This window comes from Aulosira sp. FACHB-615 (assembly GCF_014698045.1).
In the GTDB taxonomy this organism is placed as follows: Bacteria; Cyanobacteriota; Cyanobacteriia; order Cyanobacteriales; family Nostocaceae; genus Nostoc_B.
In genome coordinates, this window is the sequence record NZ_JACJSE010000045.1 from 13,569 (window position 1) to 39,374 (window position 25,806).

General features: G+C 38.4%; 20 protein-coding genes and 3 CRISPR repeat arrays. Of the genes, 4 read left to right on the forward strand and 16 right to left on the reverse strand.

Going from position 1 to position 25,806, the window contains the following annotated elements:
• Positions 1 to 435 precede the first annotated feature (435 nt).
• Positions 436 to 699 carry a hypothetical protein gene (locus H6G77_RS32430; RefSeq protein WP_190676502.1) on the reverse strand — a complete coding sequence of 88 codons (264 nt, stop codon included), beginning with the start codon at positions 697 to 699 and terminating at the stop codon, positions 436 to 438.
• 109 nt (positions 700 to 808) lie between these two features.
• Between H6G77_RS32430 and H6G77_RS32435 the strand changes: the two genes are divergently transcribed.
• Entirely contained in the window at positions 809 to 1,663 is an 855-nt protein-coding gene (locus H6G77_RS32435) for a hypothetical protein (RefSeq protein ID WP_190676504.1), read from the forward strand.
• Positions 1,664 to 1,707: 44 nt separating this feature from the next.
• On the opposite strand, the gene H6G77_RS32440 is transcribed toward H6G77_RS32435, so the two are convergent.
• The 11 genes from H6G77_RS32440 to cas1 (H6G77_RS32490) all read right to left on the reverse strand — a co-directional run bounded on the left by H6G77_RS32440 (position 1,708) and on the right by cas1 (H6G77_RS32490) (position 14,838).
• A complete protein-coding gene (locus H6G77_RS32440; protein WP_190676505.1) occupies positions 1,708 to 3,426 on the reverse strand; it encodes an RAMP superfamily CRISPR-associated protein in 1,719 nt (572 codons plus the stop codon).
• 28 nt (positions 3,427 to 3,454) lie between these two features.
• The gene (locus tag H6G77_RS32445) at positions 3,455 to 3,844 is read right to left on the reverse strand and encodes a hypothetical protein (RefSeq protein ID WP_190676507.1); all 390 of its coding nucleotides are present in this window, start codon (positions 3,842 to 3,844) and stop codon (positions 3,455 to 3,457) included.
• A gap of 2 nt (positions 3,845 to 3,846) precedes the next feature.
• Positions 3,847 to 4,752 carry an RAMP superfamily CRISPR-associated protein gene (locus tag H6G77_RS32450; RefSeq protein ID WP_190676509.1) on the reverse strand — a complete coding sequence of 302 codons (906 nt, stop codon included), beginning with the start codon at positions 4,750 to 4,752 and terminating at the stop codon, positions 3,847 to 3,849.
• 3 nt (positions 4,753 to 4,755) lie between these two features.
• Positions 4,756 to 5,871: a type III-B CRISPR module-associated Cmr3 family protein gene (locus H6G77_RS32455; protein WP_190676510.1), complete on the reverse strand. Its 1,116-nt coding sequence runs from the start codon at positions 5,869 to 5,871 to the stop codon at positions 4,756 to 4,758.
• A 3-nt stretch (positions 5,872 to 5,874) separates the two neighbouring features.
• Positions 5,875 to 8,994 (reverse strand): type III-B CRISPR-associated protein Cas10/Cmr2, encoded by a 3,120-nt coding sequence (gene cas10 / locus H6G77_RS32460; protein WP_190676512.1) that lies wholly within the window; start codon positions 8,992 to 8,994, stop codon positions 5,875 to 5,877.
• Between the two features lie 326 nt (positions 8,995 to 9,320).
• The gene (locus H6G77_RS32465; protein WP_190676514.1) at positions 9,321 to 9,497 is read right to left on the reverse strand and encodes a hypothetical protein; all 177 of its coding nucleotides are present in this window, start codon (positions 9,495 to 9,497) and stop codon (positions 9,321 to 9,323) included.
• Positions 9,498 to 9,632: 135 nt separating this feature from the next.
• Positions 9,633 to 9,935 (reverse strand): hypothetical protein, encoded by a 303-nt coding sequence (locus H6G77_RS32470; RefSeq protein ID WP_190676516.1) that lies wholly within the window; start codon positions 9,933 to 9,935, stop codon positions 9,633 to 9,635.
• A 111-nt stretch (positions 9,936 to 10,046) separates the two neighbouring features.
• Positions 10,047 to 10,307, reverse strand: coding sequence for a hypothetical protein (locus H6G77_RS32475; RefSeq protein WP_190676518.1), 261 nt, complete (start codon positions 10,305 to 10,307; stop codon positions 10,047 to 10,049).
• 134 nt (positions 10,308 to 10,441) lie between these two features.
• Positions 10,442 to 10,720, reverse strand: a complete 279-nt coding sequence (gene cas2 / locus H6G77_RS32480; protein WP_190676519.1) for a CRISPR-associated endonuclease Cas2 — start codon at positions 10,718 to 10,720, stop codon at positions 10,442 to 10,444.
• Positions 10,720 to 11,760 carry a CRISPR-associated endonuclease Cas1 gene (gene cas1 / locus H6G77_RS32485; RefSeq protein WP_190873789.1) on the reverse strand — a complete coding sequence of 347 codons (1,041 nt, stop codon included), beginning with the start codon at positions 11,758 to 11,760 and terminating at the stop codon, positions 10,720 to 10,722. The genes cas2 and cas1 (H6G77_RS32485) overlap by 1 nt, the downstream gene beginning before the upstream one ends.
• A gap of 238 nt (positions 11,761 to 11,998) precedes the next feature.
• Positions 11,999 to 12,614: a CRISPR direct-repeat array (repeat unit 35 nt; unit sequence GTTTCCATTAATTCAACTTCCGAAGAAGTTTAAAG).
• Positions 12,615 to 12,825: 211 nt separating this feature from the next.
• Positions 12,826 to 14,838 carry a CRISPR-associated endonuclease Cas1 gene (gene cas1 / locus H6G77_RS32490; protein ID WP_190873790.1) on the reverse strand — a complete coding sequence of 671 codons (2,013 nt, stop codon included), beginning with the start codon at positions 14,836 to 14,838 and terminating at the stop codon, positions 12,826 to 12,828.
• Positions 14,839 to 15,067: 229 nt separating this feature from the next.
• Here cas1 (H6G77_RS32490) and H6G77_RS32495 point away from each other — a divergent pair, with 229 nt between their 5' ends.
• Positions 15,068 to 15,829, forward strand: a complete 762-nt coding sequence (locus H6G77_RS32495; RefSeq protein WP_190873791.1) for a DUF4384 domain-containing protein — start codon at positions 15,068 to 15,070, stop codon at positions 15,827 to 15,829.
• 14 nt (positions 15,830 to 15,843) lie between these two features.
• Positions 15,844 to 19,629, forward strand: coding sequence for a CHAT domain-containing tetratricopeptide repeat protein (locus tag H6G77_RS32500; RefSeq protein WP_190873792.1), 3,786 nt, complete (start codon positions 15,844 to 15,846; stop codon positions 19,627 to 19,629).
• A gap of 235 nt (positions 19,630 to 19,864) precedes the next feature.
• Positions 19,865 to 20,991: a CRISPR direct-repeat array (repeat unit 37 nt; unit sequence GTCTCCACTAACAATGTGGAGGCGAATTAATGGAAAC).
• 174 nt (positions 20,992 to 21,165) lie between these two features.
• Positions 21,166 to 22,426: direct repeats of the CRISPR family, unit length 24 nt; unit sequence GTTTCCATTAATTCAACTTCCGAA.
• Between the two features lie 242 nt (positions 22,427 to 22,668).
• On the opposite strand, the gene H6G77_RS32505 is transcribed toward H6G77_RS32500, so the two are convergent.
• Positions 22,669 to 22,863, reverse strand: a complete 195-nt coding sequence (locus H6G77_RS32505; RefSeq protein ID WP_190873793.1) for a hypothetical protein — start codon at positions 22,861 to 22,863, stop codon at positions 22,669 to 22,671.
• A 313-nt stretch (positions 22,864 to 23,176) separates the two neighbouring features.
• Positions 23,177 to 23,590 (reverse strand): IS200/IS605 family transposase, encoded by a 414-nt coding sequence (gene tnpA, locus H6G77_RS32510; RefSeq protein WP_190677067.1) that lies wholly within the window; start codon positions 23,588 to 23,590, stop codon positions 23,177 to 23,179.
• Between the two features lie 73 nt (positions 23,591 to 23,663).
• On the opposite strand from tnpA, the gene H6G77_RS32515 reads away from it, so the two are divergent.
• Positions 23,664 to 24,893, forward strand: coding sequence for an RNA-guided endonuclease TnpB family protein (locus H6G77_RS32515; RefSeq protein ID WP_190677069.1), 1,230 nt, complete (start codon positions 23,664 to 23,666; stop codon positions 24,891 to 24,893).
• Positions 24,894 to 24,900: 7 nt separating this feature from the next.
• Here the strand turns inward: H6G77_RS32515 and H6G77_RS32520 are convergent, their stop codons facing one another.
• Both H6G77_RS32520 and H6G77_RS32525 read right to left on the reverse strand, forming a co-directional pair.
• Complete coding sequence (locus H6G77_RS32520; RefSeq protein ID WP_190873794.1) at positions 24,901 to 25,257, reverse strand: hypothetical protein; 357 nt, start codon at positions 25,255 to 25,257, stop codon at positions 24,901 to 24,903.
• 74 nt (positions 25,258 to 25,331) lie between these two features.
• Complete coding sequence (locus H6G77_RS32525; RefSeq protein WP_313954539.1) at positions 25,332 to 25,589, reverse strand: DUF5674 family protein; 258 nt, start codon at positions 25,587 to 25,589, stop codon at positions 25,332 to 25,334.
• Between the last annotated feature and the right edge of the window lie 217 nt (positions 25,590 to 25,806).

The following is a 25,806-nucleotide window of genomic DNA, read 5'->3' on the forward strand; positions in this document are numbered from 1 at the left end:
ATCCTACAGCTAATTTTCGGGGCTTGTCAAATTTAATCAAAATCAACAGCCTCAATCGAGAATTAACTTGGAAAAACACAGCCTCAAACCCTTACTAAATAAGCCTGCCGGGGCTGTCAACGAAAGAATCAGGGTTTGAAGCTTCGGACTTTTGCCCCGAAATGAATCAACAGTTAAGTTTTATCTTTAACTTCAGCCTCCACAACACTCAACAGTTTCTCCTCCACCGCCGTCAGATAAGGCCGATTGACCTTCCCCGAAGACTGCAACAGATTTTTGACTGTCTCCGTCCAGAGAGTCGGAATATATTTGAGTAATGAGATCGCTTAATGCACAAGAACGAGTGAAGTATTTGCGGCGAGTGATATGCTCTTGCTGTGAAGCGGGATTTGATTGGTAAAAATGATGCCAATAAACAGCTATAACTCTATATTCTTACAACCAAAACTTTCGATAATCCTCAACATATTGCCGCATCGTCAGTGGCGGACGACTAAGTAATTGCTCTAAATCGGGTGTAATGCCACCTGCCAATCCTAAACGAGCAGTTGTATAAATTGCTGTCATTACCAAAATGAAATCCAACGACAGCCCGCGATCGCGCATTTGCCAAATAAACTTCAGTAATGAGGGATTAGTATAGCCAATTGGTTTACCCAAAACTTCTGTAAAAATGTCTGCCACTTCATAGTAAGTCAAGGCTTCCTTACCCGTAAGCGCATAAGATTTTCCCAAATGCCCGCATTACCAAGTAGCAGAAAATCGCCTTATGCTATTAGAGGATAAGCTAAAACTAAAATAATTCTGTATGTATTTGCCAAATTTGTCCAATTTATGGGGAGAAAGTTTAACTCAAGCTTGGGTGTGCTTTATAGCCCAAACTCCCACTCCCAATCAATCAACTCCCAAACCATCACCTGTACCTGATATCGAACTACTGAAAAATCAAATTCAGTTTCTACAGGATGCTAATACAAGATTGAATAATAGTTTTGGTAGCTTTGTTGGTGCAATTAATCTTTCTTTTGTGGTGCTGGGATTAATTTTAGCGGTCGCAGGAGCTATAAGTATTTATTTATTCAACCAAAGCCTCAAAGAAGCACGACAGCTAGTACGAGAAGAAGTCGAAAAGCGATTACAAGCATCAGTAAGCGAAGTTATAGGGCAACAAGTTAGTCATCTCCAACAAATTTTAGATAGAGAAAAAGTCGTAGGGGCAATATCTGTTGACTACGTAATTCCACAGAAACAATCAATATTACCAGATGATTACCCAGAAGAATATCAACTGCTGGCGCAAAGGGGTTTTCAAACAACAAGAATTGTAGATGCTGCTAAACGTATTAAACTTTCTGCTGATGTGGTGGTTCTAGATTTGGTAAATTACCAATTGATTACAGATACAGAAAGAAGTAATCTCTCGGAAACAGAACTCAGTAAATTAGTAGAAGAGAGAGTAACTGAACAACTTCAGAAATTACTTAATGTTTTACCTAACAAAGCTGTTTTAGTAGTTTATATTCGCCCTGGTAAGCAAAGAATTAACGCTATTGATGGATTGTCACAGAAAGTTAGATACTATGCTTCAGCAAACACACCTGTAAATCTCATTGGAACTGTGGTTGATTCAGCCTATGTTGCAGATGCTTGGAAGAAGTGTTAACCAAATTTAAGAAGTTTCTCGTTTAACTTATGTAGTGCTGTAGTTTATGGAGACACGCCAAATAAATGTAGCTTTCCCTCTATCTTATTTAAATCTTTAAGAAACTGGGCGCGGATATGATTTGACTGAGGTGTTTTTCCCCCCATAAATAAGCAAACAATTTCTTGACAATCCACTTCTATTTCTTTACTAGGGATATTAATCCTTTTAATACTTGCCCATGAACAATGAGGATTTTTATCAGCCGCATTCCCTCCGATATCAGGATTACGTTTGTAATTACGAGGAGGAGTTTGTTCGTAAATCAAGTGCATTCCGTCTCCACGAGTTGCTACAGCATCAGTTTCTAGCCATTCAAAATCATTCTCATCAATTGGATTAGCTTCGGAACCAGGGACGGCATAAACAGCACAAGTACGTGGTGAAAATACCTCAGCTTCTAATGAATGATTTGCATTAGTGTTAATTCTGTCTGCCCACTGCGATCGCACAGCCGTCAACCAATTATCATAGGTAGAAGTCCAACTTTCTGGATTTAGTAGCAAACTTAAAGTTCTTTTCTGCAAGTTTCCTTCTCTGTTGCGAACTTGGTGTTTGATGACTAAATGACTTCCCCGTGTTGCAGCATAACCATTATTCATGTGGAAAATATGTAAAGGTCGTCGCCAACCTCTACCAACACTTCCTGTACTTACGGCAAATCGGATAATTGGAAGAATAATTTTGTTGAGAATTTCAGTAGGTGCAGTCACTTCTAATTTCCCTTCCCAAACGTAAAAGTAGGGTTGGTTACTTGAGCGATCACTCCAAATGTCTGTGTCTGGAATCATACGGATTTTTACACAACCTTTGCGGGTCTCTGGTTCTATAATTCCCATGAGTTCCGATAAGGTTATTTCTGCATTATCTTTCGACATTACACCCAACAAAAACCGCAAAATCCAAGAACGCAACCAACCACGCCAGTGGGAAGGGCGGAAATCTTGTTGTTGCCGATCAGCACCAGCACAACCTTGGCTATAGAGTTTAAATTCAAAGGTTTTAGTAGTATAACCATTTTCAACTTGGCGCAATTGTGGCGATGGTATAAAACCGCTAGGTGCTTTAATCTGACCATATCCCGCGGAGGTTCGACTGCCGACTCCATGAATACTTAGGGCTTGTTGCACCCATTCCCAAACTATTTGTACATCTTGAGGAGTAGCTTTACCAGGAATGCCACGAATTGCCACTGTTACTGAAACAGTATCTTCACCATCTCCCAAAGTGTAAATTGAAATTGGTTTACCTTGACCTTCATGATAAACTTGGAAGTTCTGCTGTGGGTTAACTATATCTAAAACAAGTTTGGTTGCTATTTCTGGCCAAGCATCCAAAAATTCAATTTTTCCTTCTTGAATTATATTTCCTTGTTGAGATCCTAGCAAATTAAACATTTGCATACGAATACCGGGGCGTTTCATTGCCCACGCACGGACAATGCCTCGAATTGAAGATCCAGGAATATAGCCATTAAGAGGAAGTTCTAGCATTTGCTCTAAGTTTTCATCTAATTGGCGTTTATCTTCTGGTCGTCCATTAACAACGTGCCAAGCCCCACAAGGTTCACCCGCAGAAACCATCGTTTCCACATCAGGATGAGGAAATGAACCAACTTTACTCCTCCATTGCAGGATAAAAGTATCTTTTTTAAATAAATTGGATGTTCCTCGACGTTGATGTTGCTTTTCTAATAATTTAGCTAAGTCAGAACCAGTGTACATATAAATAAATTAAAAATCAAAAGAAGAGTTATGCAGAATAGGCTCTTGCCCAAAAATTCCAATGGTTTGATAAAATCATGGCTTTACGCCAAGTAACCATATATTTGGCTGGTTCTTCCCTTGCCATCTGGACAACAATCTCGCGTAACTCTTCTTCAGAAGGTGGTGTTTCCGAATTGATCAGTTGACCAAGTAGAGATTTCCAAACGGGAAGAATACGCGATCGCACCTTTCCTTCTTGAGCATTTGTTTGATTTACATAAGCTGCGGCTGAGAGTAAGCCAAAAACACGTAAATGCTGAGATAGTCTTAAAATCGCGTTTAATTCTTCTTTACTAATTACTGTATTATGGATGCTTTCAAGATATTTTTGAATATGTTGATGAGCAGTCAGGCTCATTTGTTCCGGTTTAACCATAACTACGCCTCCACTGGAATAGGTTGATTTGTATTTATTAGAGGTAAAGTACTATTTGTTACCCAGCCTTGTACCCAACCTCTTCCGACATTTGCTTGTCCTCCAATTTGAAATAAGCCTGTAACAACATCTATTAAACAATCATGTTCACGTTGAGCTACTGGATTATTTTTGTTTAATTTATAACCCCAAGGGTAGTAAAGAATAGTATCTCTGGGAATGCAAACATCTGTCCAAAATATTTCTGCACCACCTTCAGAATCATCATCATGATCTTTTCTATTATCGTTGTTAATTTTGTTACGAATCTGCGTCCACAACGAATGCTCCATTAAAGTTTGAAAATCACTGTCAGCAAGGACGATGCGGTTCTTATTCCAAGTTGACTCAACAGCACCAGCCAGAGATTGCTGCCAATCTCCCGCTAGTGAGATCGCTTGTTTTTGGGGTTCGGTAAGCCCGGAAACTTGTAATTGAGCGTCAGCAACGTAATAACTACCCGCTTGAGTTCCTACAGGATGATCGGGAAACTCGGTGATTGGCAGCCCAGATAGTAATACATGGTCGCGGATCAGCGAATGACAGCTTACCCAAGTAAACACATTCCGATTACCGTTCATTGCCATTGTCCGCATCGGCACCCATAATAAACGAGCGTCACCAAACCAAATTTGATGAACTCCCATTTGTCCATCTGAACTTAGTTCCTTACCAAATAATTTATCTGCGGCTGCTGGATCAATAGAGTAGACATCCCATCGCAAACTACCTCGTAAAGAAGAACCTGGAATGTAAGGAAAATCTGTGTGTACTTCGCGGACAATATCTAAAATATTTCCTAAATCGCCTTCACCACCGCAATGAATTGGTGCAAGTGTATAGAGGTATCCAGTACGAAAATCATTCATTGATTAAATTCCTCTTCCCCACAATAATTTTCCATAATTAAGCTGTTTAAAAGTTTCTAACCACCGCCCACCTTGTTGGGGTAATAACTCTAGTTTTTCAGGTAATACGCCATCAAAAATGTACACTGTTCCTGGTGGTACAAATGCTCTTTGCGGTAATAGTGCAGGTTCTTCTTTTGTTTTATTCTCCTTACGCATCGTTGAAACCCCACCCCAGAGTAATGCTTTATCAGTAGCACAACCTTTTAGCTTTAACTTCCAATCTTGAGGATAGGCGCTGTATGTTTCGTTAAATAGTGCTAGTCCAGGGGTGAGGAGATAGGCAAAGTTTGGTACTGTTAAAGAGCGATGCCTGCGGCAAGCTTCGCTAACGCCTTCTATCAACTCAAGTTGTTTTTCTAATACGGTGTTTGATTCCAGAGGCGATACTAAAGCTCGATGTCCTTCTCCCCCCAAACGCACTACACTTTCAGGTAATTTCTCACTCAACCCTGCTATAAAACACCATCCATCTTCCAAGCGAACTGCAACTTCAGTAAAATAACCATCAGCATCTTTAACTTGTCGCTTGTCAGTTTGCATTTGAATATGAGGTAAAACCTGAGTCTTCCAAGGATTTTCATGAAAGTCTTCTGGATGCCAATTACTATTATTTTCCAGGTAATTAAACAATGCTTCGGCTTTGATCAAAGGTTTGGGTGGACTGATATTTCCAGACCATTTTTTATTAAGAACCAATGGATCAATTTGTTGGTCATCAAATGCTAAATGTTTCCACGCTTCATCTTTGGGAAGAGGTTGCAGGCGTTGAATTGCGCTCCAGTTATCAGTGGCAATTTTGCGGTCTTGTCCTGGTGGATATAAACAAACTAAATCTTTGGGTGTGGGTAGCCATAAAATCTGCTTACTGTCTAATAAAAATGGGCCGAGGAAAGATAGATTGCGCTGAATACGTTCAGATTGAGTATTAGTTTGCGGGAGAAGCGATCGCAAAGCCTGAAATACTGTAATTGGCATCGGTGGAAATAAACTTTTTGCCCACGACCCATCACCAGGACTAAAGGGTTTGCAATCTCGAAATAATAGTAAATCCAGGGGAGTGATTTTATACCAGTGCATAGATTATTTCGCACTCCATTTCCAACGTTCTACCCGTTTATCAACCCAAAAAGCGGTAAATCTTAAGATTTTGGCTAAATCTTCGGGTGTAGTACCGATCGCTTCAGAATTATTTTGTAAAGCTGATTTTGCCCAATCTTCCCATTTATCTAACCATTGTCCAATTTTTTCAAATGTTTGCTGAAGTTCTTTGCTGTTATCGCGGCTGTCCATTATGACTTTCGCTGCTTTAGAGAACAGCTTGTAATCTTCAGTGATGGAAGCGCGATGGGGGAGTTCCTCGGCTAATCGATACAGTAATGGGCTGAGTTTTTCTTTGTAATCTTCAAAATCTTTCACCCATTCCCACCACGCTTCTAGTAATTCACCTTTCATTAGTGCTTCTAATTGATTTCCACCACCATAAATTACACGGAAACAAATACCATCTTTGCCAGGGATTTTTTTAGCCCTTTCTCCTTCTGCTTCCCACAAGCTTTCTAAAACCGTGGGGAGGGGAACGCTTTTATGAGCAATAATTACACCTGCACTCATCGTTGCATTCTTTCCCATTGTGAAGTGGGGACGCTTGGGTAAACCTTTTACCTTATCAGTAGGATACCAATAGCCAGTAGCTTGATTTTCAGCACTATTACGAGAATTAGTAAACTCTTGATGAGGATCTTCATCACCACACCAAGCTGCACGTAATGATAATAGATATTCTGGTAAGTCTTCTAGAGGTAAGACCACTTTTACATCATCGCCACCACTATAAATGACTCGCCCACAGAAACGTTTTTCAGTTAAATAGGGAACCAGACGGTTAGAAAAGTCCAACAAAGCACGGTTGAGTCCAACATGGGTTGCTGGCCCCATACGTTTATTAGTTTTCTCTAAAAGTTCATTAAATAAATTATTATCAAAATTCTCATTGTTTTTATTAACAGCCTTATCTTCAATATAATCCTTGTACTTTTTCAGCTTCTCCCCAGAAACGTAACTACCCATCCCATCACCATCAGCGAGGATAATCACCCACCAATCGGCGGGACTACTTTCACCAAACCCTGTTTCGCTATGTATTATATTAATTATGTTTCGGAGAGTGTTAACATCTTCACCTTGTAAACCCATGTCATCTGCTAACCATTTGCTGGAGAACATGACACCGTTATAATTATGTGGCAAACTGTTCAGAGTATTAATTTTACTATCTGTTTTTGGGATTTGAGAGGAACGAACACGAGTTAAGAAACGAAAAAAACCTTGGTATTTTGGTAATCGTTCTTTAATCTTTTTATTAAGATTCTCCCTGTATTTATGAGCTATCTCTGGATGGTCATGTAAAAATCTGGCTGAAGCAATGGAACTTAAGTTAGGAAACCGTAATAATCGTTCGTAAATAAATTGATTTTCTCTAATAACTTGAAATATCTGTTTTTCTTCTGACCGTTCGAGTTTAATTTTTTTGACAATAGCCTTAATAGCTTTGACATTAATTCCCAATTCTTCGGCAACTCCGCCATAAACCCACGCCATTCGCTTTGTCAGTTCTAATGCGTTCAATCTTTCTGAACCATTAAATAATCCTGGAAATGATTTTGACATCAATATCCCAAATAGGCGCATGGAACCATTAGGCATTCCTGCACCTGCGGAAAATTTTGTATAGTTAAACCGAGGGTGAACAGCACTGAATTGACCTGATATGGTTGAACGTTCTCCTGGAGCAGTAGGAATTTGCCAATTCCGCGTATTTTTGACTGCTATTAAACATATCCGCAATCTTTGTTGCAGACTTCCCCACCAAGTTCCTACATTCAAAGTATCGTAAATATTTGCTTCGGCTAGTGTAGGTATATCTATAAGTGCGTCGGCAATTTCTTGTTGAACTTTAATCCAGTATTGGTCGAATATCTGATTTGCTTTATCTTTAACTAATGGTAAATCTGGACTTCCTAAAGGAATTGCAGCCCAATAAGGCTCCCAAGTATGTTTTAGTTGTTCATCCCAGAGTTTTGTCCATTCCCAACAACTTTCGCGTTGCAGAAGTTCTAATTCGTGTTTATATGGTTCTAAGAATTCATCTGATAATTCAGTTAAATCACCAAAAGTTTCTTTTAGAAGATAATCTATTTTTGTCGTTGGTTTTTTTAAATATTCAATTACTTTTTCTCTGATACAAAGCTGAACTTGTTCACCTATTTTTACCCATTCTTGGGTTAGTGTATCTTTAAGTTCCTTCCCCAATTTCTGAGCAGATTCTTTTCCGGGAACCAAGACTGTCACCATATTAGGAAATCCAGCCGTACTCAAGCTAGTGGATGTTTTATCTGTAAACCTTCCCACTGGGTCTTTTTTATCTTTCTGGAGACGCTTAAAATCAGTTACAAAATGGGGATATTTTTCCTTGAAAATCAACGCATCAATTATCTCCTGACTCCACAAGGAAGGTACAATCACTGCATCCGGGCCTAATTCTTGGGCAATATACCAGCACAACTTACTGCTGAGATAGTGTAATAAATATGAACCAGCCCAAAAATCTAAGAATTTACGGGAAGATTTGATAAATTCCTGTACTGGTGAGAAGGAGAATATCAATAAATATGGTGTTTGTGAGTCTCCACCTTGCCAGTTTTCGGGAAACATTGCACCTGTCAGTGCTGAAACTGTGCTTTGGTGGCTGTGTAGGGGACAGTCGGGAATAACAGAATGTGCGGGAAATAGGAGTGCATCAGATTGGGTGTTTGCTAAGAGTTCTGGGTAAAATCGCCAAAACCACCAAAACACTTCTTTGGCTTCAGTTTTATTTTTTATCTGGTCAATATCTAGTGAGTTACTGGGACGTTGTAAAGTTTGAACTTGCTGCTTTTGTCCACTGATAGGATGGCAAACTGTAACTTTTGTAGGAGTTTCGCTGTATTTTACATGAGGTATGTTCACGCGATCTGAGGAAGAAGCAATATCTTGGGCGTGTTGACCCATCTCTGCATTGCTATTTACTCCATTCCACCAATTTTCTAAATCTGTAAGGTCATTTTTGATACAGTCTAGTTGTGATAATACAGCTTCTCCCCAGTCAGCACATTCTGGCGATCGCAGTAGTGCGTATAACTTACGTTGATAAAATTTACTCATATTACAATAACTACAATATCTGAAATGCTTATTATTTCAGCATTTCAAACTGGGTTAATTTTATTTGGCGTTAATTTTTAATGTATAAAAAATAGTACTATAACTCGACAAGCAACTTGAGTAAAACTACTTCTAAATCAATTTATCTTTATATAATTACATTTAATTGTATATAAATATTTTGTATATTTAAGAAGCGATCGCATTTTTGCCTAACCACCTATAAAAAAATCTCCAGCAGTAAAATTTAGCTGAAGATTTAGCAAATATATGTGAAATAAATGCCAATGTTTCCATTAGTTCGACTTCCGAAGAAGTCAAGCAATTCACGTTTGAAAATTAAACTTCAACACAAAATTCACATTATTCACTTGTCTTTGCAGCACTTGTAGGTAAGCAGTTGCATCATTGCGGCGACGAAATCTCGCTACTACTGTGCTATCGTTATTGCTAGGTAAGTTGCGAACTATACACCACGGATGTAACTGCTCAAAATAGGTCATAATCACCTCTGAAAATTGCTGCAAATTTCTGAATAATGTGTTTTTGAATTGCTCAATATCACATTAATTCGTGAAAATCAATCAAAACAGGTCTACATGATATTGACAACTGAACATTTTTGTGAATTTGTACAATTAAGATGAAGAAACCAAACTTAATGAACTTCGTAAATGTTCAGGAATTTCCTCAAAATGCTCTAGCAAGAAATTCATTAACGCTAGGTGGCGTAAATCATTAACGTTAGGGTAACGTCGATACTTACCTTGTTTAAACCAACCGCGCACAGTAGAATCAGAACGATAACATATCAAAGCAATTTGTTCATAACTTACTTCCCATTTTTCGTAAAACTGTTTTGGAGTCATACCAAAATCCCAATTGCTGTATAAGTCAATTAGCTGTAATTCTTGTGTTGTTAATCGACGAGGTTTGAGCATAGAAGTAAGGCAAAAGGTAAAAGGTAAAAGGCAAAAAAAGAATAAAAAAGTCAAAAGCTTGCGGTCTAAGCATTCTTTATTTTTACTTTTGACTTTTTACTTTTAACTTGATTAGTGTGAATCTAAATGTGTGACTACAATGGTTTGTTCCTCCAAAAAATGCCAGTAGAATCGCTTTGCCATTGATGCAGAAGAACTCCAGATATCGCCTCCTTTATATCGATAACGATGGGTTCTTAAACTGCGGTATGATGGCCCAGATTTAGATAAAAATTGAAAAGCCTTCTGATATTGCTTGCGGTCTTGATGAGCTAAAACATCAAGTTGTTTTTGAGCTTTGGACGTAAAGATGAGACGGAATTTTATATCCATTCTTGCTTTGCGTGAATATCTAACTAGACCGAAGCGCAGATATTGTCACGCATAAGGCGGAGATCGCGGCGAGAAACCACAAAAGTTTCTACGCACTTTTTCCCAAGTCATCATTTTTGTGTGGTGCTAAAAGACTAAACAATAAACGCCGCATCATCAACCACAAACTCTGGTTGCGTTCCTACAACTGCGACTTTGCATCGAGTGTGTGCAGACATCGGGTAAAATCGTACTTGGTCTTCGCGTTTATTCACCAGTCGAGTCAGGTATTTGGATAGAGTTGTGTACTGATTTTCGTCTAATACACACTCAAAAACTGACTTTTGCACTCGCAACCCATAAGCTTCTAAAAGTTTCGCTACTTTGTTACGGCGTGTATCGCTTACAATGTCGTAGCAAACTAGGTAAAACATTACGATTTCACCAATTTTAACGGTACTGGAACTGGTGCAACAGCATCAGCAACATCAGAATGTGCAGGATGAAATTTTAATGCTAATGGACGATAGTATTCCACATCACCCAACAAACACGAGATATATTCACGTACTTGTAAATTCATGCACTGGCGATAACTAACTTCTCCACCGTCAGGATGCAATACAAAAGTTTTCAATTTACCTTCCCAGCACTGAAGAAAGCGTTGGAGAATAGTGTGTGGTCTGCCTTTACCGTTTCCATTGCCATTAGTGTGAGCAAAATTTCGAGCGAAATGTAAGACTAAATCATCGACAATTGGCGCACGAAACTCAGATGCCAAATCCCATACTAAAGGTAAATCATCATCTCCTCTGGGATGTATAATCCCATAATCAGGATGCAGCCCTACGGTATCAAGCAGAGTATATACATATTGATGTAGGAGTTGATAACCTAAATGGAAAAATCCATTGATTTGCTTTTGATGAATATGCGAACATAAGTTGTGAAAACTCACAAGAGCCATAACAGCACTGTAGTAAACTTTATCAGCTTCCTCGCTATATTCGCGTAGTTCCTCAAGGGATGTTGCTATTGATAAATTATCCATCAATAGCGTGAGATAATTTAATGCACGTTGGGTTGTATAGTCAGCATAATGACGAGTCCAACTTTGCAAAAATATATGTTGATTGTGCAATTTTGCCCAAATCATACTTTCAGCCATCGCACGTCTCAATTCTAAATTGCGTAAACATTGGCGTTGCAAACCCAAATATTTATATTGTCGTTGTGAGGTTTTCTCTAACCTGCCAATGATTTCACCGAATGGAGTGATATACAAGACTGGAATTTGATGCGCTACTACAGCTTTTATTACTTCATTTGGCAATTTAATATTGCTAAAAACGATAATTTGGCTGACATTATTAATCCTAATACTCACACATTGTTTTTGTTCATGAAATACCTTTAGGTAATTGAATTGCACTTTCAGGTCTGCATCCTGTTCAGTGATGTAAATTGTAGTCATAACTAGAATTAAGTAAATGTTTAATAGTAAAAACTAAAGATAAAAATGTTGTTCTTTGTCTTTGCTTTTACTTAATTACATACTCGCAGATGAATATATATCCAACTATATATATAAGATTATTCTGTATATAACTTTGTATATAAGTTTTGCTCAGTATATAACTTGATTAACCAGACAAAATTCTAGGCTAAAAATAACCCTGGCTTGTGAAATTAGCCAGGGTTCATAAACTACTATTTCCATTAATTCAACTTCCGAAAAAGTTTAAAGAAATGTTCAGCACTTTCAAGCCTACGCTCTAAGTGGTTTCCATTAATTCAACTTCCGAAGAAGTTTAAAGATGGAAACGGCGGTTACTATTTCAATACCCAGTTCGTAGTTTCCATTAATTCAACTTCCGAAGAAGTTTAAAGCTTAATGTATCAGGAGACGATACATGGCTAATGTTGTTTCCATTAATTCAACTTCCGAAGAAGTTTAAAGTCATACATGCGAGTTCATCGCTCAAACGTTTATTTTGTTGTTTCCATTAATTCAACTTCCGAAGAAGTTTAAAGTGGAAACATTTTTAGAAAGCACTCGCCAAAATCTAGATAGTTTCCATTAATTCAACTTCCGAAGAAGTTTAAAGACAACAATACCAAGTAAATGACATTATATCCGAATTGTTTCCATTAATTCAACTTCCGAAGAAGTTTAAAGAAATCGTTCTTGCTGCTCTTTACGAGCAAGGCGATTCCTGTTTCCATTAATTCAACTTCCGAAGAAGTTTAAAGAAATATCCTAATGCAGATGGGGATTTGGCGGCTGGATTAAGTTTCCATTAATTCAACTTCCGAAGAAGTTTAAAGGGCTAGGCTCTGAAAGCCTTACCTAGAGGCAATCCTACAGCAGATTTTCGGGGCTTGTCAAATTTGTTCAAAATGGAGACTCTAAATTGAAAATTCAGTTGGAAAAACATAGGCTAAAACCCTTACTGGACAAAGCGACCGGGGCTGTCAACGAAATAATCAGGGTTTCAGCCGTTATGCTTCAGCCCCGAAACGAGTCAATAGTTAAGTTTTACTTATCCCAAATCATCGGTCGATATATTTCAACCTCACCCATCAAACAAGAAATATACTCTCGTACCTGCAACTCAATGCAACGGCGGTAAGGTAATTTACAGTCTGTATGAGGATGATTTACTTCTGTTTGTAGCCTTTCTTCCCAGTATTTGAGAAATTTTTTCAGCGCATGAGGTTGAAAATACACCCCATTGCGCTCATCTGGAGAGGTAAAATCCTCAATTGTAAATAAGTTTCGATTTGTTAAATATACAACTAGAGAATCAACAACTAACGCACGAAACTCTTCCATTAAATCAGATACTAATGCTGGATGATTGTCACGAGGTACGTGCAAGTTACCAAAGTGTGTATGTAAGCCGACAGACTGGATTAATGAGTGAACATTTTGACTTAACAATGTGTATCCTAAACTCAGCATACTATTAATGGGATCAGTAGGAGGTCTTTTCGTGCGTTTCTCAAAAGTAAATTCTCCTGTCACTAATGAACCCAATGCTTGAAAATATGTTGTTGCAGCTATCCCTTCATAACCACGCAACATATTAACATCTTCAGCAAATGGTAACTTCTCCATATACAATTCTAGTTGAGCTATGGCTTTAGTCGCTTGCTCAGACTTCACCCGACGATTTAAGCGCATCAACATAATTCGAGAATTATGCAATTTAGCGCGAACAATAGCTTCTGCTTGTTTTTTGGTAAATTCAGGATATTGCGAACATTGAACTTGACGCGCCAAATACTCAACTTTTGCCATTCCTTCAGCCTGTAACCGACCAAAGTACCTTCCCTTCTGGGACAAATACATAATAGGAATCCGTCGTTGTAGTGCTAAACTCACAGCACCGTGAGAAACATTGCAACAACCAAATAATACAATACTTGTTACTCGCACAACAGGGATTTTAATTCGCAATTCCTGTTTATAAAAAACCTGAAATTGCTGATTTTTGACACTTAAATAAGCACCTTGATCCGTTATATATAATGTTGTCATAGAATCCTGCCAAAGATGAGAGATAGGTGCGCGAGGTAAATTTGCTGGCTTGCTGATATCACAAGCCTTCGGTGGACGAGAAACAAAATTAAAAGGTCTTTCTTTGGGACGAAAATACGGCGTACCGGAAGGATTTAGCAACCATTCCCCCTCCAGTTTGGGTGTTGGTTCTGGTGGCGGTGGCGCATAAACCTTCCCATTTGCAAAGCGATAGCCTAAAAATTTGAACTCTTCATGAGGTGCAAAAATCTGTGTCTTTTCTGGTTGCAAAGTCAGATAAAGTTCTCCCAACCAAACTATGATCTTGTCGAGAATACGATTAGCATCCGACCAACTGCTACAAGCAACAGCAAAATCATCTCCATACCTAACTAAGTTAATTCCATTACTCAGGCATTTTCGGTCAAAAGCCGTCAAATATAAATTAGCTAATGCGCCCGAAAGTATCCCACCTTGTAAGACACCTTTACCAAAATTAATGTACTTACCAGCAATGATCATCCCAGCGTTAATTTGCTGTTCAAGCAACTGCAAAATTCTACTTTCTAACTGCAAAGATTCTAAATTAGTTAACAGCAAAGCCCAACATAAATTATCAAAAAACTGGGCAATATCAGTTTTGATAATCCAAGTAGAACGATTCTGATAATAAAAAAACAATTGTTGCACCGCTTGTTGAATATTCCGCCCTGGACGGTAAGCATAGCTACAATCGAGAAACTTTTCTTCTAGAGGAAAATACAACTCTTCTAAAAGTAGACGTTGAACAATCCTATCTCGAACTGTCGGGATACCAACTAGCCGTTTTCCCCCACTTTTTTTAGTTAAATAAAACCCTTTAGCGGGGCTAGGACGATAAGATTCTTGTAGTAAATGATGCAGTAGTATAGGTAATTGTTCATCAACTGACGCAGCAAACAAATCAACACTAATCCCATCCACACCCGCACTGCGACTTCCTGCACGAACTTGACTCCATGCAAAATACAGTTGTTCAATGGTAAACATGATTAAGTTAAAAATTATAAACTCAAAAAGCAAAAGAACTTTAGTTATAGGTCTTCTTACCACAAGTAAAAAGAAATATTGAATTCATCTTTCTTTTACTTTTTACTCAGTTCTTTTTACTTATTCTGATTGTCGCTAACAGCTATATAAGCAGCTATATAAATTTTTGCTTCAGGTATATAAGTTTGTATATAATTTACACAAAAAATGTTTTTATTTTTCTGTTATCATGCCGAGACGAACATTGGTAGCATCGCCAAAAGGTATTGAAAAAGCTAAGTATGCTCTGGTGCGAAAAAACTGGACTCAACAAGCCTTAGCAGATGATATTCAGGTTGCTTCTTGGGCAACTATTAGTAAATTTTTTAACGGGATTCCTATTAGTTATACTATTTTTACTGAAATCTGTACGATGCTGGAATTAGATTGGCAAGATATTGCATTGTCATCTAACCTAGGGAGCTTAGAGTCAAAAGACCAAAAAATCAACCCTTTAGCTCAACTTTGGGAAAAACTGCAATCCTTGGGTTCTCCTACTGAAAAAATGGGTTTGGTATTAGTTAAAGAAGAAACTCTTGGTTGGGGTTGGGAACCTAATAGTCGTTATGAAAAATCTGTATCTATAGGTAGTTTCATTCGATTTGAGATAGATTTTGACACGCCAGGATACTTATTAGTCATCCAAAAAGATACATCTGAGCAAGTGTGGTGTTTTTGTCCTTCTTGTTTTGCTACTCAATCACATTTAAATACAGGTAAAACAACCCTACCTCAACCAGGTTCACCCATTACATCATTTCCAATAGAAGGAACCCCAGGGAAAGAAGTAGTTTTAGCAATACTTACAGAGGTAATGCCCACTTTAAATTGGTGGACAGCAGAGAATACTAACCCATTAAAGTTAACAGAAAATCATCTCGATCAGTTAATCGATTTTATTAATGAAAATAAAAATTGTAGAGTTCTATATACAGAATACGAAATTAAGTAACAAGATAAATACTTATGACAAATCAAATTATAAATGAAATCATTCAACTCAATTTACAAGTTGTAGCATTAGTTGGTCAAAGTAATTTAGCACAAGCTATGACTGTTGCTCAACAAGCTGTTAAATTCGGGGAAAGTCATCGACTAACCATGAATTCGGAATATTGTGATAGTTTGAATAATTTAGCAGAATTATATCGAATACAAGGGCATTACTCTAAAGCCAAACCCTTATATTTCCAAACACTAAATATTAGAAAGAATCTCTTCGGTTTAGAGCATCCTGATGTAGCTCAATCTTTAAACAATCTGGCAGCATTATATCATGCTCAAGGCAACTATACTGAAGCAGTAATACTTTTTTTAGAAGCTTTAAATGTGTGGAAAGTGTGTTACGGGGAAGAAGATGTTGAAATTGCTACTACTTTAAATAATCTAGCAGAAATTTATCGAGAACAAGGACTATATTTTAAAGCTGAACAAGTTCATTTAGAAGCTTTGGCAATGCGAAAAAACTTGTTTGGTGATGAGCATCCTGATATTGCTCAATCTTTAACTAATTTAGCAGCTATTTATATATTAATAGGGCGCTATGCTGATGCAGAACAAATGCAATTAGAAGCATTAGCAATGAAAACACGATTATTCGGGGAAGAGCATTTTGAAATTGCTAGTAGTCTCAATAATTTAGGAAAAGTCTATGATGCTCAAGGACGTTATCAAGAAGCTGAAATTAAGTTTTTCAAAGCATTAGAAATTCTTAAAAAATTTCTAGGCAATGAACATCCATATTTAGCATCTATCTTAAGTAATATTGCTGGTGTTTATCAAGATAAGGGAAATTATATTGCAGCCGAACAGAAGTTTTTAGAAGTTTTGGCAATGAACCAACGTTTACTGGGTTATGAACATCCTGATGTGGCTCATAGTTTAGATAATTTAGCAGAGGTTTATCTCATTCAAGGTAAATATTTAGCAGCCGAACAGAAATATCAAGAAGCTTATAATCTAAGAAAGGGTTTGTTTGTAGGAGAACACCCTGATATTGCTGAAAGCTTAAGTAATCTGGGTGTAGTATTTACATACCAAGGACGCTATCTAGAAGCAGAACAGCAATATTTACAAGCATTACCAATGCTAGAAAGATTGTTGGGAAGTGAACATAAGTCCATTACCAATATGTTAAATAATCTGGCTGGACTTTATGAGGAACAAGGAAATTATTCGCAAGCTGAACAAAAATATCTCCAATCTCTAGAAATTCAAAAAAATATTCTCGGTAATGAGCATCCCATTATTGCTGATACTTTACATCAAATAGCGGCACTTTATCGTGTGCAAGGACGATACTCAGAATCAGAACAATTTCACCTCGAATCTTTAGCAATAAGAAAACGCTTATTAGGAAAGCGTCATCCATTGGTGGCAGCTAGTCTTAACAATTTAGCTGTGTTGTATGATGATTTAACTCAATATAAGCAATCAGAATTATTACTCTTAGAAGCTTTGGACGTTGTGAAAAGTGTGTTTGGGAATAAACATCCACACGTAGCAAGTAGTATGAATAATTTAGCTGTGATTTATGATTTCCAAGGACGTTATCAAGAAGCAGAACAGCTACATTTAGAAACATTAAGACTCAAAAAACTATTGTTAGGTGAAGAACACACTCAAATTGCTAATAGTTTAAATAATTTAGGAGAGTTATATTTTTCTCTGGGACGCTATCAAGAAGCAGAACAGAAGTATAGAGAAACTTTGGCTATGCGAAGACACTTACTAGGAGAAGAACATCCAGATGTGGCATTTAGTTTAAATAATCTGGCAACTTTACTGGCAGCAACTAATCGTCCAGAAGAATCCTTGTTATGTCGCATTCAAGCAAGTGTTCTTAATGATAAGATAATCCGTAACATATTTGCGTTTAGTTCGGAAAGCGATCGCCTAGCTTTCTTGAAAAAAATCCGAAATAACTTTGACTTATTTCTCTCCCTCGTCTGCAACCATCTTGCTGATTCAGACAATGCCAAACTTGCAGCACTCTCATTCGTTCTTAAACGCAAAGCCTTGACAGCATCAGCACTGGCGGCTCAAAATGAAGCATTTTACAGCGATCGCTACCCACAATTAGTAGAAAAATTCCATCAACTGCGCGATCTGAGCAATCAAATTATCCATCTGACTTTTGCAATTCCCGAAACAGACGATTTGACTACATATCAAGAAAATCTGAGACAACTGCAAAGCAGACATAACCATCTGCAAAAACAATTAGCGGCGGAAGTACCAGAAATTCAGCTATCTGAGGAAGTTTTTGATTGTCAAGCGATTATCGCAGCATTACCGCCATTATCTATTTTTGTCGAGTTTGTCCGCTTTGACATGTTTGATTTTCAGGCAATCCCAGCGAATGGAGAAACGCAATGGCATCCAGCCAAGTATCTAGCATTTGTCTTAACAGCCGGATTTCCAAATAAAGTACAGATGGTGGATTTAGGAGCAGCTGATACCATCGACAGACTAATTCAAGCCTTTCGCTTAGAAGCATCCGACTATACTCACACTACGTTAGCTTGGGGACAAAGTAACAATGTACCAAAGCTGGAAATTAAATCATATAATTCCATAGCCGCAATACAACTAACCGAAGCACTGTTTAACCCCATCGGGGATTTAGTGAAAGATTGCAGGCATCTAATTATTGCACCCGATGGAAATTTAAACTTAGTGCCATTTCAGATATTGCCGATTGATGCCACGGGGTCACGTCTCTTAATGGATGAGTATATTGTCAGTTATCTTAGTGTTGGGCGAGAAATCCTCCGTAGCAAAGTTCAGCTACCGACAGGTTCTATCTCTGCACCATTAATTATCGCTGATCCTGATTTTGATTTAACAGCAGATGCAGCCACAGATCAAGAAACTGGCAATACACCAGCACCAAAAATCCCAGAATTACTAACTACTCTAGCCACAAAAGGCTTGTTCCGCGCTCCTGGGACGAAGTTTTTGGGCGAAAGTGTGGCAAAAAAACTACCAAATGCCAAATTATACTTAGGCGCTGAGGCACTAGAAACCCGCCTGACAAACAGCCGATGTCCCACCATCATGCTAATTGCAACTCATGGCTTATTCCAAACCGATTCTGCACCAGAGTCAGCAACTAAAAGACGTAATTTATTAAGTATGGAACGTCCTCGAACAACCAAGGTAGAAAATCCCATGTTGCGTTCTGGACTGGCGTTAGCGGGTGCTAATACTTGGCTGGCTGGTGGTAAGCTCCCCGCCTATGCAGGTAAAGGCTTTGTTTTTGCCCAAGATATTGCCAGTTTAGATTTGTGGGGCAATGAACTGACGGTTCTTTCTGCCTGCGACACTGCCAGAGGAGATATTAAAATTGGCGAAGGTGTATTTGGATTACGTCGCGCTTTTGCCGTGGCGGGTACAAAAACTCTAGTGATGAGCCTGTGGTCTGTTCCTGATAAGGTGACTGCTTTACTGATGGAGCGTTTCTTTGATAACTTGCAATCTGGTGCAAGTCGGGCGGAGGCTTTACATGACGCTCAGAATTATATACGTAACATCACTGTTAAACAATTGCGCCAATCAGTTTTGGGTCTGGAAGTGTTAAAAGAACTTTTAGCAGTTACAGAGTTATCAGAAAATAGTTTAATTGACTGTCAAGAAGATGACACTCCCTTAAAACATCCCTTTTACTGGGGAGCTTGGATTTGCCAGGGAAATACAGATGCACTGGTCAATTTGTCAACTTTCCCACCAGCATTTCTCGCGGATCACTAGCTGTTTTTGCGGACTCAGTAAAATTTCGGGCTACAACCCTTACAGTAGTTAGCTTTGAGCGATTTTCACTAGAAATGATATCCGCGAAAACGCCAAAAGCCTTATGACGACTAATTTGTAAGCATTTTTATCACAGGTCAAACTTGACAGGTAATGGCTGAAACAGTACTTTTGATGAAGACCCGCGAATTTGGTAGTTAAAAGTCTTGTATTTCAAGTCTTTCAAGTGCCAACAGTCTCCACTAACAATGTGGAGGCGAATTAATGGAAACCGCCACGTTCACGTTTTTCAGTCTTTAGCGCAGGGCAGGTCTCCACTAACAATGTGGAGGCGAATTAATGGAAACGATGCTTCCGTAAATCGTTGTGCTGACGTTCGTGGTCTCCACTAACAATGTGGAGGCGAATTAATGGAAACTACTATCGAATCCGTTTTCTGTCATTTTATGACAGTCTCCACTAACAATGTGGAGGCGAATTAATGGAAACGTTAGTGAAGATAATATCTCATTTAATTTAGTAACATCGTCTCCACTAACAATGTGGAGGCGAATTAATGGAAACAGGGACAAGTTCACCATTGTATAAACTGCACTCGGTCTCCACTAACAATGTGGAGGCGAATTAATGGAAACCACAGGAAAGTTAATAACCTTTGAAGGTGTTGAAGGGTCTCCACTAACAATGTGGAGGCGAATTAATGGAAACGCTGAGGGTTGAGAATAATAAGTTAACACTCATTGGTCTCCACTAACAATGTGGAGGCGAATTAATGGAAACTACAAAATTTTCCCGCGCCAATACTGCGGCGAGAAGCAATTATGTCTCCACTAACAATGTGGAGGCGAATTAATGGAAACGAAAGCGAATTGACGTATTCCGGCCGAACGGCGCAAAGTCTCCACTAACAATGTGGAGGCGAATTAATGGAAACCTAGCGAACAAAAAGGAAAAATTTCTTTTATCATGTCTCCACTAACAATGTGGAGGCGAATTAATGGAAACTTTCTCGTATCCCTCCAAAGGATGTGTGCGCTTAGTCTCCACTAACAATGTGGAGGCGAATTAATGGAAACTCTTAGTCTCACCAAGTTTAGAGTCTTTTCGTGGAGTCTCCACTAACAATGTGGAGGCGAATTAATGGAAACCAAATCTTCGGCATTGTCCAAATCTTCAAAAGTTAGTCTCCACTAACAATGTGGAGGCGAATTAATGGAAACCGATAGTATCCCCTTCTTTATCTAGTGAATCTATGTCTCCACTAACAATGTGGAGGCGAATTAATGGAAACGGGATTTTTATTGAGTATCTTTCTGGAATGTATTGTCTCCACTAACAATGTGGAGGCGAATTAATGGAAACTCATCAACCAAATCATCCTGGTTCTTAATTGCTAACTAGAAAGAAAATATACCCAACTTATCAGAATAAGTCGGGTATTTCTATTTTATGATTCTGCAAATTACTATTCTTGAATTTAAATTTTGAAAAATTTTACAACAACCTGAACGGGGCTTTTAACAATGGCAACCGAGGTTTTCCATTAATTCAACTTCCGAAGAAGTTTAAAGCCCTTTGGTGCCGACTTTTAGCACCATTCCTCCTCCGTTCGTTTCCATTAATTCAACTTCCGAAGAAGTTTAAAGACATAATCATTCCCGGACTGAAACAGTCCGCAGACTCAGTTTCCATTAATTCAACTTCCGAAGAAGTTTAAAGTCAATAAAAATGGTGGTGGAGGCAGCAACGCCAACAAGTTTCCATTAATTCAACTTCCGAAGAAGTTTAAAGAAGACAATACGATAACAGTTAGACGACTTACAAAAGGTTTCCATTAATTCAACTTCCGAAGAAGTTTAAAGGCAAGATTGAAGACCTGCTTGAAAAAATAAATTTCTGTTTCCATTAATTCAACTTCCGAAGAAGTTTAAAGTTATCATTGTGGAAACACAAGGAAGTTAACCAGCTTTTGTTTCCATTAATTCAACTTCCGAAGAAGTTTAAAGTAGATGCTTTTGCTCGTGAGCTATTTGATACAAGGTTTGTTTCCATTAATTCAACTTCCGAAGAAGTTTAAAGGAAAAATTGCAAGCAGAGCAACAAATTCAGCACCTGGTTTCCATTAATTCAACTTCCGAAGAAGTTTAAAGAATTATTGATGAATCCCTGAAAGGGGCCAGCGATCGTTTCCATTAATTCAACTTCCGAAGAAGTTTAAAGTCAAGAAATTATGCCGAGAACGTCGAGTTCTTAAATTGGTTTCCATTAATTCAACTTCCGAAGAAGTTTAAAGGTATTTTGGCTATATATCCTTCGCCTTGGCAACAGGGTTTCCATTAATTCAACTTCCGAAGAAGTTTAAAGGCTTTTGATCATCGCCTTTGTATGGGGAATACTATTTCGTTTCCATTAATTCAACTTCCGAATAAGTTTAAAGGTAGTTAATAGCAGTTTTATTGAAATAAAATGTGAAGTTTCCATTAATTCAACTTCCGAATAAGTTTAAAGGAATCGTTCTTGATTTTTCAGGAAAGATTTATGATGCAGTTTCCATTAATTCAACTTCCGAATAAGTTTAAAGGGTAGGACGGTCTTTCGCGTTTTGCATTTTCTTTTTTGTTTCCATTAATTCAACTTCCGAATAAGTTTAAAGGCGTGGAAATCTGTGTAGGTACGGAATGTACCGCCTGTTTCCATTAATTCAACTTCCGAATAAGTTTAAAGGGCTCTCATCGTTTTCTACATGATTGACCACGTATCCAGTTTCCATTAATTCAACTTCCGAATAAGTTTAAAGGGGCTAGGCTGTGAAAGCCTTACCTGGGGCTAATCCTACAGCAGATTTTCGGGGCTTGTCAAATTTACTCAAAATCAAGAGCCTCAATTGAGAATTAAACTGAAAAAACGCAGACTCAAACCCTTACTGAATAAGCCTGCCGGGGCTGTCAACGAAATAATCAGGGTTTGAGGCTCTAGGCTTTTGCCCCGAAATGACTCAACAGTTAAGTTTTACTTATCACTAATCTAACCAATCTACGCTTATAGTAGCTTAATCGGTGGGTAAACAAACTCTTCTAGAAACCCGATTATCACCACAAACAACCCTAAAATCTTCCTAACTGCCGCCTTCTCTTGCTCCATCTGCTGAACGCGCTTCAGTAATCGCTTGGGAACATACTTTGATGACTTGAGGGTGAGGGTGCGCTCTGTGGGTATTGGTGCTATCTGGCGCATCAGCTATATCTGCGATTATAAACCGGATCGCGCAATCTCACATTTTCGGTGAAATCCTACCATTTTGGATGCAAGTAATAGCAAATTTAGCTTGAACAGCAAGAAGCCTCTCACTCAGTCCGAAAGGACGAGTGATGAGACAGACACTTTGCTCAAGTCGGGAAACCCGCCCACGCAAGTGTCCTCATGAATTGCGCGTGAGTTTACGACAATCTCCCGACGGCAGTTGCTACAAGTCGGGCATTGCCCGCCCAACGCACTGCCTCACCAATGCGACAGCGAGGGAGGGAGATATGGAGGAAACGAACAAAATTTAATCTTCTGGTTGTTGCTGATTTTCAATGTATTTTTTCAAAGTTGAAACGGTAACTCCACCACAACTAGCGATAAAATAAGACCCATTCCAAAAAACATCTTTGCTATAAAAAGTTTTTAAATGTTCAGAAAATTCTTGTCTCAATTTTCTAGACGAAATAGATTTTAAATTATTGACTAACTTGCTGAGTTCTAAGTCAGGATGATATTGGAATAGAAGATGTATGTGATTGTCTTCACCGTTGAACTCAACAAGCTTGCAATCCCACTTTACTAATAACTCCTCAAAGATAGTATGCAGGCGTTCTAGCATTGCTGAGTTAAATGCTCTGCGCCTGTATTTTGTTGTTAAAACTAGGTGAGCTTTCAGGTCACTAACAGACCTCCCCTTGGAAACAAAGTCATTTTTCATTGGATATAGACTTAAATTGAAATCAGTGTATACTAAAAACATAGCACTGATTTATAAAGGTAGTGATAAACAGTTGAGGACAGCATACCAGTACAGATTACGCCCGACAAAACAACAGGCGACAGAAATAGACAGATGGTTGTCTATGTTGTGCGCCCAGTATAACTATTTGTTGGCAGATAGATTTAACTGGTATGAGCAAAATCGTTGTCCTGTTAATGCTTGTCCTCTTGTTTGTCACCTTCCAGAATTAAGAGATAATCCAGACTATTACTCTCAAAAAAAGACATTACCTGAACTCAAAAAAACGCATCCTCATTATGGCGATGTTTATTCACAAGTTCTACAGGATGTAGTTAAAAGAGTTAAGGTAACTTTTGACCGTTTTCTTAAGGGTGATAGTAATGGCAGAAAAAGCGGTAAGCCAAGGTTTAAATCTCGTAGCAGATACAAAACCTTTACTTACCCACAAATGAAAGATGGTTGTTTGCAGGGTAATTTAATTGATTTACCAAAACTAGGTAAAGTCAAAGTTGTATTGCATCGCCCATTACCTGATGATTTTAAGATTAAAACTGCCTCTATCACCAAAAAAGCTGACGGATATTACTTAACTCTCAGCCTAGAAGATTCTACAGTTCCAGAAATCAAACCAGATATTAATCCAGAATCGATAACTGGTATTGATATGGGGTTGAAAGAGTTTTTAACAACTGCTGATGGTGAAACGGTAGCTATTCCTCAACATTACCGTAAAGCTCAAAAACGCCTGAGAGTTATCCAAAAGCGCGTTTCACGACGTAAGAAGGGTAGTGTTCGTAGAACAAAAGCTGTCAAGCAACTAAGTAAACAACATAAAAAAGTTGCTGACAAGCGCAAAGATTTCCACTTTAAAACTGCTAACAACTTATTGAAAAAACATGACGTAATCGCACATGAAGATTTAAACATCAAAGGACTTTCAAGGTCTAGACTTTCAAAATCTGTACATGATGCTGGTTGGGGTAACTTTTTATCAATACTGACAAACAAAGCCGAAAATGCTGGTTTGTTGGTAATACCTGTTAAAGCATCTGGGACAAGTCAAGAATGCTCTAGTTGTGGTGCAAAAGTACCTAAAAAACTGCATGAAAGATGGCATGACTGCCCACATTGTGGATGTAGTCTTGACCGTGACCACAACGCAGCAATAAATATAAAAAATAGAGCCGAGGGGCATCCGGTTCTTAAAGCTCATCGAGTATCCGAAGCGATAGCTGGATTTGGTGAGAAGCCTACACTGTATGCGATAGCATCAGTGTAGGAGTATGTCACGCAGATTGGGACAATAAACCTGACATATCTAATACTCGCTCTGACCAAGCACTAGCTTGTTCAGACATATTTGTGCGTTCGCTCTCATCAGACCAAAGACTATCAAATTTTAATTTCCACCTAGCTAGTTGAACTTGAATGTTCACCAATTCTTCGGCATATTCCGGTTCAATTTCTGCTGCTGTCCATTCAATAAAACATATAGTTTCATCTGCCACACTTTCAACTGCTTGCGGGTAAGCAATGTTACAAAATGTTCTCAACCTAGCTAAATTAGAAGCTATATGCCCTAAACGATGTGATGTATTTTCGCCTTGAAACCGTGCTTGTTTTTCATCCAATTTCTGGTTCATATCCACCTATTAACTCAGTCGCAATTTTGTTAACACGTTCTCGAATCTCTGGGTTTTGAATTAACATTGAGCGATTATTTTGACGCTTGACGTATGTTAATAATGGATTCATAGGCGATTGATTGATTATAGGGAGTCCAGTCAGCACCCCAGATATCTCGCTGTCTACTACCATCTTCGAGCAATGCCGCTTCACAATAGGCGTGTTTTTCTCCTCCCCCTGCTAAAATATCTCTTTCTATATCTACTGCTATTTTGATATAGATTCCCAAAGTTTGCAGCATTTGTTCAACTTGTTCTAGTGTTGCTCTTTCTTTGATAACCAGTACCAAAATTACACCCCTGCCACCATAGATTAGTCCAACTTATTTTTGCATTAGTCTGGAATCTGATACTTCAAGATTGGACATTGCTAGACAAATAGTGTCATCTCAACCAATACCGTAGCCAATTTACGAGGGTTCAACACCTGTAGAAACGGGATGAATACGTCCTAAAGAAGTAAGCTTGGCAAAAATCTGACTTAATAAAATAGGCTCAGGCATTTCA